At 75.2% G+C, this 20,164-nt stretch carries 2 protein-coding genes; both read left to right on the top strand.

The window, feature by feature from the left end; translation table 11 throughout:
• The first annotated feature begins 13 nt into the window (after nucleotides 1-13).
• Complete coding sequence (locus ABZ490_RS50475; protein WP_359007226.1) at nucleotides 14-10,420, top strand: SDR family NAD(P)-dependent oxidoreductase; 10,407 nt, start codon at nucleotides 14-16, stop codon at nucleotides 10,418-10,420.
• Between the two features lie 76 nt (nucleotides 10,421-10,496).
• Nucleotides 10,497-20,164 (top strand): type I polyketide synthase (locus ABZ490_RS50470; protein WP_359007223.1); only part of this gene is annotated, 9,668 nt, incomplete at its 3' end.

Genomic DNA, 20,164 nt, shown 5'->3' with positions numbered 1-20,164 from the left:
CCGTGCGGTGGTCGTGGGCTCGGATACGGAGGATCTGCGGGCGGGGCTGGCCGCGTTGGCGTCGGGTGAGGCGGATGCGCGGGTGGTGCGGGGTATGGCGCTGCGGGGGCGTACCGCGTTCCTGTTCGCGGGGCAGGGTTCCCAGCGCCTGGGTATGGGGCGGGAGTTGTACGAGACGTATGCCGTGTTCGCGGAGGCGTTCGACGCGGTGGACGCCGAACTGCCCTTCGAGCTGCGGGAGATTGTGTTCGGTGAGGACGCGGAGCGTCTCAATCGGACGGAGTTCGCGCAGCCCGCCCTGTTCGCCCTCGAAGTGGCGCTGTTCCGGCTGCTGGAGTCGTGGGGTGTACGTCCGGACGTGCTCGCCGGGCATTCGATCGGTGAGATCGCGGCCGCGCATGTGGCGGGGGTGTGGTCGTTGGCGGACGCGTGCCGTCTCGTCGTGGCGCGCGGTCGGCTGATGCAGGCCCTGCCCGAGGGCGGGGCGATGATCGCCGTACAGGCGTCCGAGGAGGAGGTGCTGCCGCTGCTTGGTGCCGAGGTGGGCCTCGCCGCGGTCAACGGCCCGCAAGCCGTCGTGCTCGCGGGTGGTCGCGAAGCCGTGGAGGAGGTGGCCGCGCACTTCCGTGCCCAGGACCGCAGGACCACGGCCCTCCGCGTCAGCCACGCCTTCCACTCGCCGCTGATGGAACCGATGCTCGCGGCCTTCCGTGAGGTCGCGGAGAGCCTGACCTACGGGCGTCCGACCCTGCCCGTCGTCTCCACGGTCACCGGAGAGGCCGCGAGCGCCGAGGAACTGATGTCCCCGGAGCACTGGGTCCAGCACGTCCGCCGCACCGTCCGGTACGCCGACGCCGTGCGCACCCTCGCCCGGAGCAAGGCCACGCGGTTCGTCGAACTCGGGCCGGACGCCACGCTCACCGCGCTCGCCCGCACCCTGCTCGACGACGACCGGCGCGTCCTCGCGCCCACCCTGCGCAAGGAGGCACCGGAGGCGACGACACTGCTCCACGCGGTCGCCACGCTGCACGCGCACGGACACAGCCCGGACTGGTCCGCGCTGTTCCCCGACGGCAGGACGGTCGACCTGCCCACCTACGCCTTCCAGCAGCGGCGCCTCTGGCTCGATCCGGCGCCCGGCACGGGCCGACGCCCCGGCGGCCATCCGCTGCTCGGGGCCGCGGTGACCCTGGCGGACTCGTCCTCCGTGGTGTCCACCACCGTGCTCTCCACCCGCACGCACCCCTGGCTGGCCGACCACACCGCGGCGGGCGCCACCGTGCTGCCCACGGCCGCGTACGTCGACTTCGCCCTGCATCTCGGCGGACTCGTCGGGTGCCACCATGTCGTCGAGCTCGACCAGGAGCGCCCGCTGGTCCTGGACGGCCACCGGCCCGTGGAGATCCAGGTCGTCCTCGACGGCCCGGACGAGCACGGCGTCAGGGCGTTCACCTGCCACTCCCGGCCCGCCCCGTCCGCCGCCGGCCGGACCGAGGAGGAGGCGAGCGCGCCCGACCGGCCCTGGACCCGTAACGCCCGCGGAGTCCTCGCGCCTTCCGGCGCCGCCCCGGAGCCGCCGGTGCAGGACGTACGGGACGCACCGGCCGGCGCCTGGCCGCCGCCCGGTGCCCACGCCCTGGACCCCGACGAGCTCGAGGAGATCTACGAGGCGGCGCGGGCCCGCGGCCTGGACCACGGCCCCGCCTTCCGGGGGCTCACCGCCGTGTGGCGGGCCGGCGACGAGACCTACGCCGAGGTCGCCGTACCGGAGGAGTTCCGGGCGGACGCCCTGCGGGTCGCGCTGCACCCGGCGCTGCTCGACGCGGCCCTGCACGCGGCCGCCGCGCTCGGCGGGCCCGGGGGATTCGCCGTGACATGGCGGGACTGCACGCTGCACGCGGGCCGTGCCGAGGCGCTGCGGGTCAGGCTCCGGCCCCGCTCCGACGGCGCCCTGCGGCTGGACCTCACCGACGAGTCCGGCACCCCGGTCGCCACCGTCGGCGCGGTCACCCTCACCCCCGTGGACGAACTGCCCCTGACCGTCCCCGCTCTCGCCGGCGACGATCTGTTCGTCGTCGACTGGACCGCCCTGCCCCCGGCTGCCGCGCCCGCACACCGGCCCACGGTGGCCGTCGTGGGCGCCGGACCTGCCCCGGCGGACGCCGACCGCCACCCGGACCCGGACGCCTTCTTCACCGCCCTGGCCGCCCCGGGCGCGTCCGTGCCGGACCTGGTCCTCGTGTCCTGCCGGGGGGCTGACGCGGACCTGCCCGCCGCCGTGCACAAGTCGGCCGCCGCGGCCCTGGACCTGCTCCAGCGCTGGCAGGCCGAGGAGCGCACGGCGGGCTCCCGGCTGGTCCTGCTCACCCGGAACGCGGTGGCCGTCCGGCCCGGTGAGCCGGTCGTCGATCTCGCCGCGGCCGCCGTGCGCGGTCTGGTGCGCTCGGCACAGTCGGAGAACCCGGGCTCCTTCCTCCTCGTGGACACCGACACCGACACGGCCACCGAGACCGACTCCGACACGGCCACCGAGACCGACTCCGACACGGCCACCGAGACCGACTCCGACACGGCCACCGAGACCGACACCGACACGGCCACCGAGACCGACTCCGACACGGCCACCGACACCGGCGCCCACACGGACACGGACACCGGCACCGACCCCGAGGCGCTCCTCGCCGCCATCTGCGAGGCCGCGCACGACGGCGAGACGGAGATCGCCCTGCGGTCCGGTCGCGTCCACGCCGCCCGCCTCACCCGGCACCACCCGGACGGCTCGACGCGACCGCTCCTCGACCCGGACCGGACCGTCCTCATCACCGGCGCGGGCGGCACCGTCGCCGCGGCCGTCGCCCGGCACCTGGTCACCGCGCACAGAGCACGGCATCTGCTCCTCACCAGCCGCCGTGGCCCCGAGGCACCCGGAACCGAGGAACTCCGCGCCGACCTCGAACAGGCCGGCGCCGAGGTCACCGTGGCCGCCTGCGACGTGGCCGACCCCGCCGCGCTCGCGGCGCTCCTGGACGCCGTACCCGGACCACACCCCCTCGGCGCCGTCTTCCATGCCGCCGGGGTGATCGACGACGGGGTGATCCCCGCACTGACCCCGGACCGCCTGTCGGCCGTGCTGCGGCCCAAGGCCGACGCCGCCGTGCACCTGGAGCGGCTGACCCGGGACCTGGACCTGACGGCGTTCGTGCTCTTCTCGTCCGCCGCCGCCACCTTCGGCGGCCCCGGCCAGGGCAACTACGCCGCCGCCAACGCCTTCCTGGAGGCGCTCGCCGCCACCCTGCGGGCGCAGGGACGGCCCGCGCTCGCCCTCGGCTGGGGCCTGTGGGCCGAGGAGAGCGGCATGACGGCCGGGCTCGGCGACGCCGACCGCACCCGGATGGCCCGTGCGGGCATCGCCCCGCTGCCCACCGCCGACGCCCTGCGCCTGCTCGACCTCGCGCCGGCCCAGGACCGCCCGGTGCTCCTGCCGGTCCGGCTGGACCTGGCCACCGCGCGGGCCGCCGCCACCCCCGCTCCCGCCCTGCTGCGCGACCCGGCCGCCGCCGCGCGCCGTACCGCCGGACCCGCCCGGTCGGGCGGACGACTGGCCCGTACCCTCGCCGCGCTGCCCTCCGCCGAGCGCCCCGCCGCCGTCCTGCGGCTCCTCCAGGCGGAGATCGCCGCCGTGCTGGGCCACGCGGCGGACACCCCCGCAGCCGACCCCGAACGCGCCTTCCGCGACCTCGGCTTCGACTCGCTGACCGCCGTCGACCTGCGCAACGCGCTGCAACGCCGCACCGGCCTGCGGCTCGCGCCCAGCGTCGCCTTCGACCACCCCACCCCGGCCGCCCTCGCCGCCCACCTGCTGCGCTCGCTGCCCGCCGGTGAGGGTCCCGCCCGGACGGCCGCCACGCCCCGGCCCGCGCACGCCGACACGGACGAACCCATCGCCGTCGTCGGCATGGCCTGCCGGCTCCCCGGAGGCGCCGACACCCCCGAACGGCTGTGGGACCTGCTGTCCTCCGGCGGCGACGGTCTGACCGGATTCCCCGAGGACCGCGGCTGGGACCTCACCTCGCTGTACCACCCCGACCCCGACCACGAGGGCACCACCTACACCCGTACCGGCGGCTTCCTGTCCGGCGTCGACCGGTTCGACCCCGCCTTCTTCGGCATCTCGCCGCGCGAGGCCCTGGCCATGGACCCGCAGCAGCGGCTCCTCCTGGAGGTGTGCTGGGAGGCCGTGGAGCGCGCCGGCGTCGACCCGCGGACCCTGCGCGGCACCCGCACGGGCGTCTTCGCCGGCACCAACGGGCAGGACTACACGGCCCTGCTGCGCACGACCACGGACGACGTCGACGGCTACCTCGGCACCGGCAACGCCGCCAGCGTCGTCTCCGGCCGCATCTCCTACACCCTCGGCCTGGAGGGGCCCGCCGTCACCGTCGACACCGCCTGCTCCTCCTCCCTCGTCGCCCTGCACTGGGCGGCGCGGGCGCTGCGCGCCGGGGAGTGCGACCTGGCGCTCGCGGGCGGCGTCACCGTGATGTCGACCCCCGCCGCGTTCCTGGAGTTCAGCCGCCAGCGCGGTCTCGCTCCGGACGGCCGCTGCAAGGCCTACGGGGACGGCGCGGACGGCACCGGCTGGGGCGAGGGCGCGGGGATGCTGCTGGTGGAGCGGCTGTCCGACGCCCGGCGCAACGGACACCGGGTGCTCGCCGTGCTGCGCGGCAGCGCCGTCAACTCCGACGGCGCCAGCAACGGGCTGACCGCCCCCAACGGCCCCTCGCAGGAACGGGTGATCCGGGCCGCGCTGGCCGACGCCGGTCTCACCCCGGCCGACGTCGACGCCGTCGAGGGACACGGCACCGGCACCGTCCTCGGCGACCCCATCGAGGCACAGGCCCTCCTCGCCACCTACGGCCAGGACCGCGAACGGCCTTTGTGGCTCGGCTCGGTGAAGTCCAACCTCGGCCACACCCAGGCCGCCGCGGGCGTCGCCGGCGTCATCAAGACCGTGCTGGCGCTGCACCACGGCGAGCTGCCCCGCACCCTGCACGCCGACCGGCCCTCCGGCCGGGTCGACTGGACCTCCGGCGCCGTACGCCTGCTGACCGAGACCCGGCCGTGGCAGCGCGAGGAGGGCCGCCCCCGGCGAGCGGGCGTCTCCTCCTTCGGCTTCAGCGGAACCAACGCCCACGTCATCCTGGAAGAGGCTCCGCCCGCCCCCGAGCCGGCTCCGCCCGCCGCGAGGCGGCCGGTCACCCACCGGACGACCGCCTGGCCGCTGTCCGCGCGCACCCCGGAGGCGCTGCGCGCACAGGCGGAGAACCTGCTCGACCACGCCCTGCGGCACCCCGGGCTGTCCGCCGCCGACCTCGGCCACTCCCTGGCCACCACCCGCCCCGTCTTCGCACACCGCGCCGTGCTCCTCGGCACCGCACGCGACGACCTCCTCGCCGGCCTGACCGGGCTCGCCTCCGGCGCCACCCCGCCCGACGGCACCGCGAGCGCCGCCCGCGACGGGCGCACCGCCTTCCTCTTCACCGGCCAGGGCGCCCAACGCCCCGGCATGGGCGGCGACCTGTACGCCGCCTTCCCGGCCTACGCCGACGCCTTCGACGAGGTCTGCGCCCACTTCGGCGCCGACGTCCTCGGCACCCCGCTGCGCGAAGCCGTCCTCGGCGACGCCGGAGAGCTGCTGGACCGCACCGGGTACGCGCAGCCGGCCCTGTTCGCCCTCGAAGTCGCCCTGTACCGACTCGTCCGCAGCCTCGGCGTCACCCCCGACCACCTGTTCGGCCACTCCATCGGCTCCCTGGCCGCCGCGCACGCCGCCGGAGTCCTCTCCCTCACCGACGCCTGCACCCTGGTCGCGGCCCGCGGCCGGCTGATGGACGCCCTCCCCGCCGGCGGTGCCATGGTCGCCCTCCAGGCCACCGAGGACGAGGTCCTGCCCCTGCTGGACGGCCGGCAGCACCAGGTGGGCCTGGCCGCGGTCAACGGCCCCCGCTCCGTGGTGATCTCCGGCGAGGAGACCGCCGTGGCGGAGGTCGCCGCCCGCATCGAGGAACGGGGCCGACGCACCAAACGGCTGCGCGTCAGCCACGCCTTCCACTCGCCGCTGATGGAGCCCATGCTCCGGGAGTTCCGCGAGGTCGCCGCCACACTGGAGTACCACGAGCCGCTCGTGCCCGTGATCTCCGACGTCACCGGCCGGCCGGCCGCTCCCGGCGAACTCGCCTCGCCCGACCACTGGGTCCGGCACGTGCGCCGGGCCGTCCGCTTCCACGACGGCGTACGCGCCCTCCACGACGCCGGGGTCCGCCGCTACCTGGAGATGGGCCCCGACGGCACTCTGACCGCGCTGGTCGCCGACGCCGTCACCGACCCGGCCGGCACCGCCGCCCTCGCCCTGCTGCGCCCCGGCCGGGACGAGACGGACAGCCTGCTCGCCGGACTCGCGCGCGCCCACGCCCACGGCGCCGACGTCGACTGGAGCGCCGCCACCGCCGGCTCCGGCCGGACCGTCGACCTGCCCACCTACGCCTTCCAACGCGAGCGCTACTGGCCCGCCACGGGCGGCCGGAACGCGGGAGACCTGGCCGCGGCGGGCCTCGCCGACGCCGGACACCCGCTGCTCGGCGCCCGCGTCGACCTCGCCGACGCCGACGGCCACGTCTTCACCAGCCGCCTCTCCACGACCGACCAGCCGTGGCTCGCCGACCACGCCGTCGGCGGCAACGTCATCCTGCCCGGCACCGCCCACCTCGACCTGGCGCTGCTCGCCGCGGACCGCGTGGGCTGCGACCGGGTGACCGAACTGACCCTGGTCGAACCGCTGGTGCTGACCGCCGGGCAGGCCGTCACCCTGCAGCTGCGCGTCGGCGCCCCCGATCCGGACGGCAACCGCCCGCTCGGCGTGCACTCCCGGCCCGTCGACGCCACCCCCGAGCGGCCCTGGACCCTGCACGCCGACGGCATCCTCGCCCCCGGCGCCCTCCCGGAGCCCGACGGCGCCCCGCTCGCCGCCTGGCCGCCCGCGGACGCCGAGGAACTGCCCGTCGACGACACCTACGACCGCCTCGCCGCCGCGGGATTCGACTACGGGCCCGTGTTCCGGGGGCTGCGCGCCGCCTGGCGGCTCGACGGCGACGTGTACGCCGAGCTCGCCCTGCCCGAGCAGGCGCACACCGACGCCCCCCACTACGGTCTGCACCCCGCGCTGCTCGACGCGGCCCTGCACGCCACCGCCTTCCTGCCGCTGGACGACTCCGCGGCCGGCCGGCTGCCGTTCTCCTGGCGGGACGTGAGCCTGCACGCCACCGGCGCCACCGCGGTACGCGTCCGGCTCGCCGTGCGCGGAGAGGACACCGTCGCCCTCGACGTGGCCGACACCACCGGACGGCCCGTCGCCTCCATCGGCTCCCTCACCCTGCGCGAGATCGACCCCGAACGGCTGCGCGCACGCCCCGACCGGGGCGCCGGCGACCTGTTCCGCGTCGACTGGCAGCCACGGCCCGCCACCGGCGCCCGAACGGCCCCGGACCGGCTCACCGTCCTCGGCGACGCCGCGGGCCGGGAGTTCGCCGCCCTGCTCACCGCCGCCGGAGTCGCCGCCGACGTCACCGAGGCCGCCGACCTCACCGCCCTGGCGGCCGCCGACGGCGCGCCCGGCACCGTACTCGCCGTCCTGCCCCACGACGACGGCCCGCTGGACCGGGCGGGGCACACGGCGGCACAGCACGCCCTCGCCCTCGTACGGCGGTTGCAGGCCGAGCGACGGCTGGACGCGACCCGGCTGGTGCTGGTGACCCGTGAGGCGCTCATGCCGGACGGACCCGCCGGCCCCGGCGTACGCCACCCGGCCGCCGCGGCGGCCTGGGGCCTGGTCCGCTCCGCCCAGTCCGAGCACCCCGGCCGGTTCGTCCTCGTCGACACCGACACCGCGGCCGCCTCACTGGCCGCCCTGCCCGCCGCGCTCGGCCACGCCGACCCCCAACTCGCGCTCCGTGAGGGCTCCGTCCACCTCCCGCGCATCGCCCGCACCGACCCGGCCGACGCCCTGCACCCCCCGCACACCGGAACCGGTACGGCCTGGCGGCTGGACATGGTCCGCAAGGGCACCCTGGACGGCCTCGAACTCGTCGCCGCGCCGGACGCCGAACGCGCCCTCGCCGACGGCGAGATACGGATCGCCGTCCGCGCCGCCGGAGTCAACTTCCGTGACGTGCTCAACGCCCTCGGCATGTACCCCGGCCCGGCCCGCGACTTCGGCCTGGAAGGGGCCGGAGTGATCACCGAGGTCGGCGCCGGGGTGACCGGCCTCGCCGTCGGCGACCGCGTCATGGGCATGTTCCCCGCCGCCTACGGGCCCGTGGCGGTGGCCGACGCCCGCACCGTCGCCCGGGTCCCGGACGGCTGGACGTTCGCCCAGGCGGCGACCGTGCCCATCGTCTTCCTCACCGCCTACTACGCCCTCGTCGACCTCGGTGGCGTGCGCGCGGGCCACACCGTCCTCGTGCACGCGGCCGCCGGCGGCGTCGGCATGGCCGCCACCCAGCTCGCCCGTCACCTCGGCGCCGAGGTGTACGCCACCGCGAGCCCCGGAAAATGGGACGCCCTGCGCGCCGCCGGACTGGACGACCCGCACATCGCCTCCTCCCGGGACCTGACCTTCGAGGCCGCCTTCCGCGCCGCGACCGGCGACCGCGGCGTCGACCTCGTCCTGGACTCCCTGGCAGGCGAGTTCGTCGACGCCTCCCTGCGGCTGCTGACCCCCGGCGGAACCTTCCTGGAGATGGGCAAGACGGACGTCCGCGATCCCGACGAGGTCGCCGCCCGCCATCCCGGCGTCCACTACCGGGCGTTCGACCTCATCGAGGCCGGACCCGACCGCATCGGCGAGATGCTCACCGCACTCGTCGACCTGTTCGAGACCGGGGTGCTGACCCCGCTGCCCGTCACCCCCTGGGACGTACGCCGCGCGCCGCAGGCCTTCCGGCACATGTCACAGGCCCGCCACATCGGCAAGGTCGTCCTCACCGTCCCCGCACCGCTCGACCCGAACGGCACGGTCCTCGTCACCGGCGGCACGGGCGGCCTGGGAGCCCTGCTCGCCCGCCACCTCGTCACCGAGCACGGCGTACGACACCTGCTGCTCGCCTCACGCCGCGGACCCGACGCCCCCGAGGCCGCACCCCTCGTCACCGAACTGGAGGAGCTGGGCGCCGAGGTGCGCGTCCGGGCCGCGGACGTCGCCGACCGCGACCAGGTCCGCGCACTCCTCGCCTCCGTACCCGACGGGCATCCGCTGACCGCCGTCGTCCACGCCGCCGGCGTCCTCGACGACACGGTCGTGGACCACCTCACCCCCGAGCGCCTGGCCGCCGTACTGCGCCCCAAGCTGGACGCCGCCGCCCACCTCCACGACCTCACCCGCCCCCTCGACCTGGCCGCGTTCGTCCTGTTCTCCTCGGTCGCCGGCACCCTGGGCGCCCCCGGCCAGGCCAACTACGCCGCGGCCAACGCCTTCCTCGACGCCCTCGCCGAGCACCGGCACGCCCTGGGTCTGCCCGCGCTGTCCCTGCCCTGGGGACCCTGGTCCCAGGCCACCGGCATGACCGCCGGCCTCGGTGACGCCGACCTGCGCCGCATGGAACGCGCCGGACTGCCGGCCCTCATCCCCAAGGAGGGACTGGCCCTCTTCACCGAGGCCCTGGACCAGCCGGCGGCGGTCCGTCTGCCGATGGCGGTGGACACGACCCGGCTCGGCGCCGAGGGCCCGGTACCGCCCCTGCTGGCCGGCCTGGCCCGCACCCGCCGCGCCGTCGCCGAGCGCACCCTCGCCGGCCGGCCCGGTGACAGCGGGGACCTCGTCGCCGAACTGACCGGGCTCGGCGCGGCCGACCGGCACCGCAGGCTGGCCGAGGAGGTCTGCCGCCAGGTGGCCGCCGTCCTGGGACACGCCTCCGCCGCCCGCGTCGACCCGGACCAGTCCTTCAAGGAACTCGGCTTCGACTCGCTCACCGCCGTCGAACTGCGCAACCGGATGAACGCCGCCACCGGAGTCCTGCTGCCCGCCACCCTGGTCTTCGACTACCCCACCCCCGCCGCGCTCGCCGACCATCTCGGCCGGGAGCACTTCGCGGCCGGAACGGACGACGGCCCGGCCGCACCGGGCACCGCGACCCCTGGTCCGGGTGAACCCGACGAGGCGGCCATCCGCAGGCTGCTCTCGTCCATCCCGATCACCAGGTTCCGCGAGTCGGGGCTGCTCGACGCGCTGATGGACCTCGCGTCGGCCCCCGCCTCCGCCGTCCGCCCCGGTCAGGAGCCGTCGGCCACGGCCGAGGGCACCGAGGCGGACGTCGACGCCATGGACGTGGACGACCTCGTCCGGATGGCCCTGGGCGCCGACGACTGAGCGACCGCCCCCGTCCGATCCCCGCCGGCCCGTCCGGCCCCCTGTCTGCCTCGAAGCGCGAAGTGTGGAGCTGAGCATGTCCTCCGAAAAAGTCGTCGAAGCCCTCCGTGCCTCGCTCCGGGAGAACGAACGGCTGCGCAAGCACAACCAGCGGTTGCAGGAGGCGATGACCGAGCCGGTCGCCATCGTCGCCATGGCCTGCCGCTGGCCGGGCGGAGCCGACACCCCCGAGGACTTCTGGCGCCTGCTCGCGGACGGCACCGACGCCATGACGGGCTTCCCCACCGACCGCGGCTGGGACCTCGACGCCCTGTTCGGACAGGAGACGACCGGTCGCGGCAGCGCGGCCGTCCAGGGCGGCTTCGTCCACGGCGCCGACCGCTTCGACGCCGACTTCTTCGGCATCTCACCCCGCGAGGCCCTCGCCATGGACCCGCAGCAGCGACTGCTGCTCGAGGTCGCCTGGGAGACCGTGGAACGCGCGGGCATCGCCCCCGCCGCCCTGCGCGGCAGCAGCACCGGCGTCTTCGTCGGCTGCAGCAACCAGGAGTACGGCTCCGTGCTGCGCGACGTCCCCGACGGCGTCGAGGGCCACATCCTCACCGGCAACACCGGCAGCGTCGTCTCCGGGCGGGTCGCCTACACCCTGGGCCTGGAGGGCCCGGCCATCACTGTCGACACGGCCTGCTCCTCCTCCCTGGTCGCCCTGCACCTGGCCGCCCACGCCCTGCGGGCCGGCGAGTGTTCCCTGGCGCTGGCGGGCGGCGTCGCCGTGATGTCCACTCCGGGCGCCTTCGTCGAGTTCAGCCGCCAGGGCGGCATGGCCACCGACGGCCGCTGCAAGCCCTTCGCCGACGCGGCGGACGGCACCGGGTGGGGCGAGGGTGCGGGTCTGCTGCTGCTGGAGCGGCTGTCGGACGCGCGGCGCAACGGGCACCGGGTGCTGGCCGTGATCCGCGGCAGCGCCGTCAACCAGGACGGCGCCTCCAACGGTCTGACGGCGCCGAACGGTCCCTCGCAGCAGCGGGTGATCCGGGCGGCGCTGGCGAGCGCGGGCCTGTCGGCCGCCGACGTGGACGCGGTGGAGGCCCACGGTACCGGTACCACCCTCGGTGACCCGATCGAGGCCCAGGCGCTGCTCGCCACCTACGGCCAGAACCGTGAACGACCGCTGTGGCTGGGATCGGTGAAGTCGAACATCGGGCACACCCAGGCCGCCGCCGGGGTGGCGGGCGTCATGAAGATGGTGCTGGCGATGCAGCACGGCCTGCTGCCGAGCACCCTGCACGTCGACGCGCCGTCCACGCACGTCGACTGGTCGGCGGGCGACGTCAGCCTCTTGGACGAACCGCGCGACTGGCCCCACGCCGAGGACCGCCCGCGCCGGGCCGGCGTGTCGTCCTTCGGGATCTCCGGCACCAACGCGCATGTGGTGCTGGAGGAGGCCGGGCCGGTCGAGGAGCCCACACGGTCCGGTCAGGGTGCCGGTGGCGGGGTGTTGGTGTGGCCCGTGTCCGGGCGGGGGGAGGGGGCGCTGCGGGCGCAGGCGGCGCGGCTGCTGGATCGTGGGGACGGTTCCGCCGTCGATGTGGGGTGGTCGCTGGCGGTGACGCGGTCGGTGTTCGAGGACCGTGCGGTGGTCGTGGGCTCGGATACGGAGGATCTGCGGGCGGGGCTGGCCGCGTTGGCGTCGGGTGAGGCGGATGCGCGGGTGGTGCGGGGTACGGCGCTGCGGGGGCGTACCGCGTTCCTGTTCGCGGGGCAGGGTTCCCAGCGCCTGGGTATGGGGCGGGAGTTGTACGAGACGTATGCCGTGTTCGCGGAGGCGTTCGACGCGGTGGACGCCGAACTGCCCTTCAGTCTGCGGGAGATTGTCTTCGGTGAGGACGCGGAGCGTCTCAATCGGACGGAGTTCGCGCAGCCCGCCCTGTTCGCCCTCGAAGTGGCGCTGTTCCGGCTGCTGGAGTCGTGGGGTGTACGTCCGGACGTGCTCGCCGGGCATTCGATCGGTGAGATCGCGGCCGCGCATGTGGCGGGGGTGTGGTCTCTGGCCGACGCGTGCCGTCTCGTCGTGGCGCGCGGTCGGCTGATGCAGGCCCTGCCCGAGGGCGGGGCGATGATCGCCGTACAGGCGTCCGAGGAGGAGGTCCTCCCGCTCCTGAACGACGCGGTGGGCCTCGCCGCGGTCAACGGCCCGCGTTCCGTGGTGATCGCCGGTGACGGAGGCGCGGTGGAGGAGATGGCCGCCTCCTTCCGGGCCGAGGGCCGCAAGACGACCGCCCTGCGGGTGAGCCACGCCTTCCACTCCCCGCTGATGGAACCGATGCTGGCCGAGTTCCGCACGGTGGCCGAAGCGCTGTCGTACGGGCGTCCGACCCTGCCCGTCGTCTCCACGGTCACCGGAGAGGCCGCGAGCGCCGAGGAACTGATGTCCCCGGAGCACTGGGTCCAGCACGTCCGCCGCACCGTCCGGTACGCCGACGCCCTCCACACCCTCGCCGACCAGAACGTCACCCGCATCGTCGAACTTGGCCCGGACGGCACCCTCTCCGCCCTCGCCCTGGCGCTGCTGCCCTCCGCGACCGAGGAACCGGAGGGAGCGGCGCCACAGCACATGGTGGTGCCCGCGCTGCGCAAGGACGGGCCGGAGCCGGCCGGCCTGCTCGCCGCGGTCGGCACCCTCCACGCGCACGGACACAGCCCGGACTGGTCCGCCCTGTTCCCCGCGGCGCGCCCTGCCGAGCTGCCCACCTACGCGTTCCAGCGCACCCGGTACTGGCCGGCCGAGGCCCCCTCCGAGCAGGAGGGCGGACCGGCGCAGCCCGTCGACTCCGCGTTCTGGGCCGCCGTCCGCAAGGGTGACGTGCGCGACCTCGCCGAGCGGCTGGCGCTCGACCCGGACGTCCTGGCACCCGTACTCCCCGCCCTCACGTCCTGGCACCACGACAGCATGCGGCGCGCCGCCGCCGAGTCCTGGCAGCACCGGGAGACCTGGACACCCCTGCCGTCGCGCACGGCTGCCCCGACCGGTGCCTGGCTGGTGCCCTTCTGCGCCGACGACCCGGACGCCGCCGCGACGGCCGAGGCCCTGGCCGAGGCGTTCACCGCCGCCGGAGCGGACGCGAGCCCCTTCGCCGTGGCCGCCGACGCGGACCACACCCGGATCGCGGAGACGCTCACCGAGGCCGCGGCACACCGCGGCGGACCGCTCCAGCTGCTGTCGGTGCTCGCCCTCACCGAAACACCCCACCGCGTCCACACCGAGGTACCGCTGGGACTGCACCTCAACACCCTCCTGGTACAGGCACTGGCCGCGAGCGGTACCAACGCACGGCTGTGGGCCGCCACCCGGTCCGCGGTGTCCGTCGGCGCCACCGACCGGCTGACCCGGCCGGTGCAGGCCACCACCTGGGGTCTGGGCCGGACCGCGGCCGTCGAGCACTCGGACCTGTGGGCCGGCCTCGTCGACCTGCCGCAGCGACCGGACGGACGGGCCCTCGCCCGGCTCGTCGCGTCCGTCGCGCAGCCGGGCGACGACAACGAGCTCGCGGTACGCGACTCGGCGGTCTTCACCCGCAGGCTGACGCGCGTCACCCGGGACGGCGACGAGACCCGTCCCGCACCGCGGTTCACCGGAACCACGCTCATCACCGGCGGCACCGGAATCATCGGCGCCCACGTGGCACGCCACCTGGCCCGTGAGGGCGCCGAGCATCTCCTGCTCGTCGGTCGCCGCGGCCCGGAGGCACCCGGTGCCGACGAACTGCGGCAGGAACTGGAGCAGTCAGGCACCCGGGTCACGATCGCCGCCTGCGACCCCGCCGACCGGGCCGCGCTGCACGATCTGCTCGCCACCGTCCCGGCCGACCGGCCGCTGACCGCGGTGCTGCACATCGCGGGCGTCCTCGACGACGCACCGCTCACCGCGATGGACCCCGAGCGTTACGCCACCGTCCTGCGCGCCAAGCTGCGCGCGGCGGCCAACCTCGACGAGGCCACCCGGAACCTCGACACCCCCCTCACCGCCTTCGTGCTCTTCTCCTCCATCGCCGGTGCGCTCGGCTCGGCGGGACAGGCCGGGTACGCGGCCGGCAACGCCTACCTCGACGCCCTGGCCCGACAGCGCCGCGCCGCAGGACTCGCGGCCACCTCCGTCGCCTGGGGCCCCTGGGCGGGCGGCGGCATGGCCGACGACCCCGCCGTACTGACCCGGTTGCGGCGCGGCGGCCTCACCCCCATGGACGTCGAACCCGCGCTCACCGCCCTCGGCAGCCTCCTCGCCCACGACGACACCTGGGCGCTGGTCTCCGACATCGACTGGGCCAGGATCGCCGCCGGACGGCGGGGACTGCCGGGCGGCGCGCTGCTGAGCCGTATCCCGGAGGCCGCCCGGGCCATGGCGGCCGCCCAGGACGCCACCACCGGACCCGGCGGCGGCCTGCGCGCGGAACTCGCCCCGCTGGGAGCCGCCGAGCGCCGCAGGCTGCTGCTGAAGCTGGTGCGGCGCAGCGCGGCCACCGCCCTCGGCCATCCCACCGAGGAGAGCATCCAGCCGGCCCGTGCCTTCCAGGACTGCGGCTTCGACTCGCTCACGGCCGTCGAACTGCGCAACCTCCTGGCCACCACCACCGGGCTCACCCTGCCGACGACCCTGGCCTTCGACCACCCGACGCCCCTCGCCCTCGCCGAGCACCTGATGAGCGCGCTCGACGACGGCACCCTGCCGTCCGCCCACGACACGCCCGGCGCGGCCCCGGTCCCGGCGGGCGCCGACGGCGGCGACGACGAGCCGATCGCGATCGTCGCCATGGCCTGCCGACTCCCCGGCCGCATCACCTCCCCCGAGGACCTGTGGGACCTCCTGGTACGGGGCGGTGACGCCATCGGCTCCTTCCCGGCCGACCGAGGCTGGGACCTCGACGCGCTGTACGACCCCGACGCGCGGCGTCCCGGCACCAGTTACGTCAACGAGGGCGGCTTCCTGTCCGACGCCGCCGCCTTCGACGCCGCCTTCTTCGGCATCTCGCCCCGCGAGGCGGTCGCGATCGACCCCCAGCAGCGCCTGCTCCTCGAAGTCTCCTGGGAGACCGTCGAGCGGGCCGGCCTCGACCCGCGCTCGCTGCGCGGCAGCCGCACCGGCCTGTTCGTCGGCTGCGGCCACCAGGGCTACGGCGCGACGCTCACCGAGGTCCCGGACGACGTACGCGGCCATCTGCTCACCGGCAGCGCGGCGAGCCTGGCCTCGGGCCGCGTCTCGTACGCGCTCGGTCTGGAGGGACCCGCCGTCACCCTGGACACCGCCTGTTCCTCCTCCCTGGTCGCCCTGCATCTGGCGGTGCAGGCGCTGCGCGGCGGCGAGTGCGATCTGGCGCTGGCCGGTGGCGTCACGGTCATGTCCACGCCGGGGGCCTTCGTGGAGTTCTCGCGGCAGCGGGGGCTCGCCGGGGACGGGCGGTGCAAGGCGTTCGCGGAGGCCGCCGACGGCACCGGCTGGTCCGAGGGTGTGGGCATGCTGCTGGTGGAGCGGTTGTCGGACGCGCGGCGCAACGGGCATCGGGTGCTGGCGGTGGTGCGGGGCAGCGCGGTCAACCAGGACGGTGCGTCCAACGGTCTCACCGCCCCCAACGGCCCCTCGCAGCAGCGGGTGATCCGGGCCGCGCTGGCGGGCACCGGGCTCACGCCGGCCGACGTCGACGCCGTCGAGGCCCATGGCACGGGTACCACGCTGGGTGATCCGATCGAGGCGCAGGCGCTGATCGCGACGTACGGCCAGCATCGTGAGCGGCCGTTGTGGCTGGGGTCGGTGAAGTCGAACATCGGGCACACGCAGGCCGCCGCCGGTGTCGCCGGTGTGATCAAGATGGTGCTGGCGATGCGGCACGGTGTGCTGCCGCGGACGCTGCATGTGGACGCCCCGTCGTCGCATGTGGACTGGTCGGCGGGTGCGGTCGAGCTGCTGACGCAGGAGCGGGAGTGGATCGGCGAGGAGGGCCGGCCGCGGCGCGCCGCCGTGTCCGCCTTCGGGCTCAGCGGCACCAACGCCCATGTCGTCCTGGAGGAACCCCTCCCCGCCGACGCCCCGGAACCCCCGCCCGCCCCTCGCCCCCCATCCGCCACCGTGCCCTGGCTGCTCTCCGGCCGCAGCGACGAAGCGCTGCGCGCCCAGGCCGCCCGGCTGGCCGAACACCTCGACTCCCGCCCCGAACTGACCCCCGCCGCGGTCGCGCACGCACTCGCCACGTCCCGCACCGCCTTCGAGCACCGCGCCACCGTGGTCGGAGAGGACCGCGACGACCTCCTCACCGCCCTGAAGGCCGTCGGCCGGGGCGAACCCTCGTCCGCCGCGATCGCGGGCACCGCCGACTCCGAGGGAGGCCTCGCCTTCCTCTTCGCGGGGCAGGGCTCGCAGCGGCTCGGCATGGGCCGGGAACTGTACGACACGTTCGGGGCGTTCGCGGAGGCCTTCGACTCCGTCTGCGCCCACCTGGACGACGAACTCGGACGGCCGCTCAGGGAGATCGTCTTCGGCGACGACGAAGAAGTCCTGAACCGCACCGAGTTCACCCAGCCTGCCCTCTTCGCCTTCGAGGTCGCGCTGTTCCGCCTGCTCGAATCGTGCGGTGTCCGCCCCGACGTGCTCGCCGGGCACTCCATCGGCGAACTGGCGGCGGCCCATGTCGCCGGAGTGTGGTCCCTGGACGACGCCTGCCGCCTCGTCGCGGCCCGCGGCCGGCTCATGCAGGCACTTCCCGAGGGCGGCGCCATGATCGCGCTGGAGGCCACCGAGGACGAGGTCCTGCCCCTGCTGGACGGGCGGGAGACCGAGGCCGGCATCGCCGCCGTCAACGGACCCCGGTCCGTCGTCGTCTCCGGCGCGGAGGACTGTGTGTCCCGGATCGCCGGACACTTCCGGGACCTCGGCCGCAGGACCAGCGCGTTGCGGGTCAGCCACGCCTTCCACTCGCCGCTGATGGAGCCCATGCTGGGGGACTTCCTGCGCGTCGCGGAAAGTCTCACCTACCACCGTCCGCAGATCCCGATCGTCTCCGAGGTCACCGGCACGCTGGCCGACCCCGGCGAACTCTGCGCGGCCGGCTACTGGGCGGCCCACGTCCGGCAGCCCGTACGCTTCGCCGACGACGTACGCCGTCTGCGCGAGCAGGGTGTCACCCGCTACCTCGAACTCGGCGCCGACGGCACCCTCACCGCCCTCGCCCGCACCTGCCTCTCCGACGACCGGGCCGCAGGTCCCGGCCCGCTCCTGGTACCCGCGCTGCGCAAGGACCGCCCCGAAGTCCCCGGTCTGTACGGCGCCCTGGCCCGGCTGTACGCGCAGGGCGTCGACGTCGACTGGACCCCGGCGCTCGGGACCGCCCCGGCCACCCGCGCGGTGGACCTGCCGACCTACGCCTTCCAGCACGAACGCTACTGGCTCGACCACGGCACCCCCGCCGCGCGCACGGCCGAGACGCCCGCCCGGACCGCGGCGGACACCGTCGACGACCGCTTCTGGGAAGCCGTCGAGTGCGAGGACGTCGACGCCCTGACACGGACCCTGGGACTGCCGGCCGAGGAGATCGGCGCGGTCGTCCCGGCGCTGGCCTCCTGGCGCAGGCGACAGCAGCAGGAGACCGCCGTCGAAGCGCTCGCCTACGAGGTGGTGTGGAAGCCCGCCGCCATCGAGCCGGCCGGCGTCCCGGCCGCCACCGACGCCCGCTGGCTGTTCCTCCTCCCCGACGCCCACGACGCCCGCGACGCCCACGACGGCGACGCGCCGGAGGTCACCACCCTCGCCACGGCTCTCGGAGGGCCCGACCGGGTCACGATCGTCCCCACTCCCGCCCGCACCGAACGCGCCGCACTCGCCGACCGACTGCGGGACGCCACGGAGGGCCGCCCCGTGGAGGGCGTACTGGTCTTCGCCCAGTTCGCCGGAACCGACGCCGACGGCCTGCCGCTCGGCCCCTCCGTGGTCGCCGGCCTGCTTCAGGCGTTGGGTGATGTGGGTGTGGGTGGTCGGGTGTGGGTGGTGACGTGTGGTGGTGTGTCGGTGGGTCGTTCGGACGGTCCGGTGGATCCGGTGCAGGGTGCGGTGTGGGGTGTGGGCCGGGTGGCGGCTCTGGAGTACCCGGATCGCTGGGGTGGTCTGATCGACCTGCCGGAGGTCCTCGACCGCCGCGCCGTCACCCGCCTGATGGGTGTGCTGTTCGGCGGAGGCACGGAGGACCAGGTGGCCCTTCGGCCCTCCGGCGTCCTCGGTCGTCGGTTGGAGCGGGTCCGTGCCGTTGGTGGGGATGAGGGTTGGCGTCCGCGGGGGACGGTGTTGATCACGGGTGGTACGGGTGTGTTGGGTGCGCGGGTGGCGCGGTGGGTGGCGGTGGAGGGTGCGGGGCATGTGGTGCTGACGAGTCGTCGGGGGTTGGGGGCTCCGGGTGCGGTGGAGTTGCGGGATGAGTTGGTGGGGTTGGGGGTGCGGGTGTCGGTCGTGGAGTGTGATGCGGCTGATCGTGCAGCGTTGGCGGGGGTGTTGGCGGAGTATCCGGTCGATGCGGTGGTGCATACGGCGGGTGTGCTGGACGACGGTGTGATCGATGCGTTGACGCCGGAGCGGTTCGCGACGGTGTTGCGGGCGAAGGCGCTGGGTGCGTTGCATCTGGACGAGCTCACCCGTGACCGCGACCTGGACGCCTTCGTCCTCTTCTCGTCGATCTCCGGCACCCTCGGCACCACCGGTCAGGGCAACTACGCCTCCGCCAACGCCTTCCTCGACACGCTCGCCCAGCGGCGCCGGGCGGCCGGGCTGCCCGCCACCTCGATCGTGTGGGGTCCCTGGGCCGACGGCGGCATGGCCGACGAAGAGGTCGTCCACTGGCGCATGCACCGCGGCGGCATCCTGCCGCTCCAGCCCGCTCTCGGCGTACTGGCCCTGCACCGCGCCGTCGCCGAGCCCAGGCCCGTCGTCATGGTCGCGGACATCCACTGGTCCGAGTTCGCGCCCTTCTTCACCATCACACGCCCCAGCCCGCTGATCGAGTCGCTTCCGGAGGCGCACGCGGCCGTCGAGAGCGCCGGCGCCGCCTCCGAACGCTTCGGCCGCGGAGACGGCTCCGTACTGCGGGACCAGCTCATCGGGCTCACCCCCGCCGAGCAGGAACGCGTGCTCCTGGAAGTCGTCCGCTTCTGCGCGGCCGGCGTCCTCGGCTATGCGGGCGCGGCCGCCGTGCCGGCCGAGCGTGCCTTCCGTGACCTGGGCGTCGACTCCCTCACCGCGGTCGAACTCCGTGGCACCCTCGCCATGGCGACCGGTATCCCCCTGGCGGCCACGCTGGTGTTCGACTATCCGACGCCGGTACTGCTCACGCGCCACCTGCGGGAGCAGCTGTTGGGCGATGCGGCTGAGGGGGAGGCCGTTGCGCCGGCTCCGGCGGCCGTGGTCGTGGGTGACGATCCGGTGGTGATCGTCGGGATGGCGTGCCGGTTCCCGGGTGGGGTGCGGGATCCGGAGGGTCTGTGGCGGCTGCTGTCCGAGGGCGCTGACGCGGTGGGCCCGTTCCCGGCCGACCGAGGCTGGGATCTCACCGCCCTGTACGACCCCGACGCCGATCGCAAGGGCACGAGCTATGTGGACGTCGGTGCCTTCCTGGACGGCGTGGGTGGTTTTGACGCGGGGTTCTTCGGGATGAGTCCGCGGGAGGCGTTGGCGACGGATCCGCAGCAGCGGTTGTTGCTGGAGTCGTCGTGGGA

Origin of the sequence: Streptomyces sp. NPDC005811 (genome assembly GCF_040630405.1) — a bacterium.
Taxonomy (GTDB): domain Bacteria; phylum Actinomycetota; class Actinomycetes; order Streptomycetales; family Streptomycetaceae; genus Streptomyces.
Note: the sequence above shows the minus strand (reverse complement) of the source record. Positions and strands in the feature narration are given on the sequence as shown.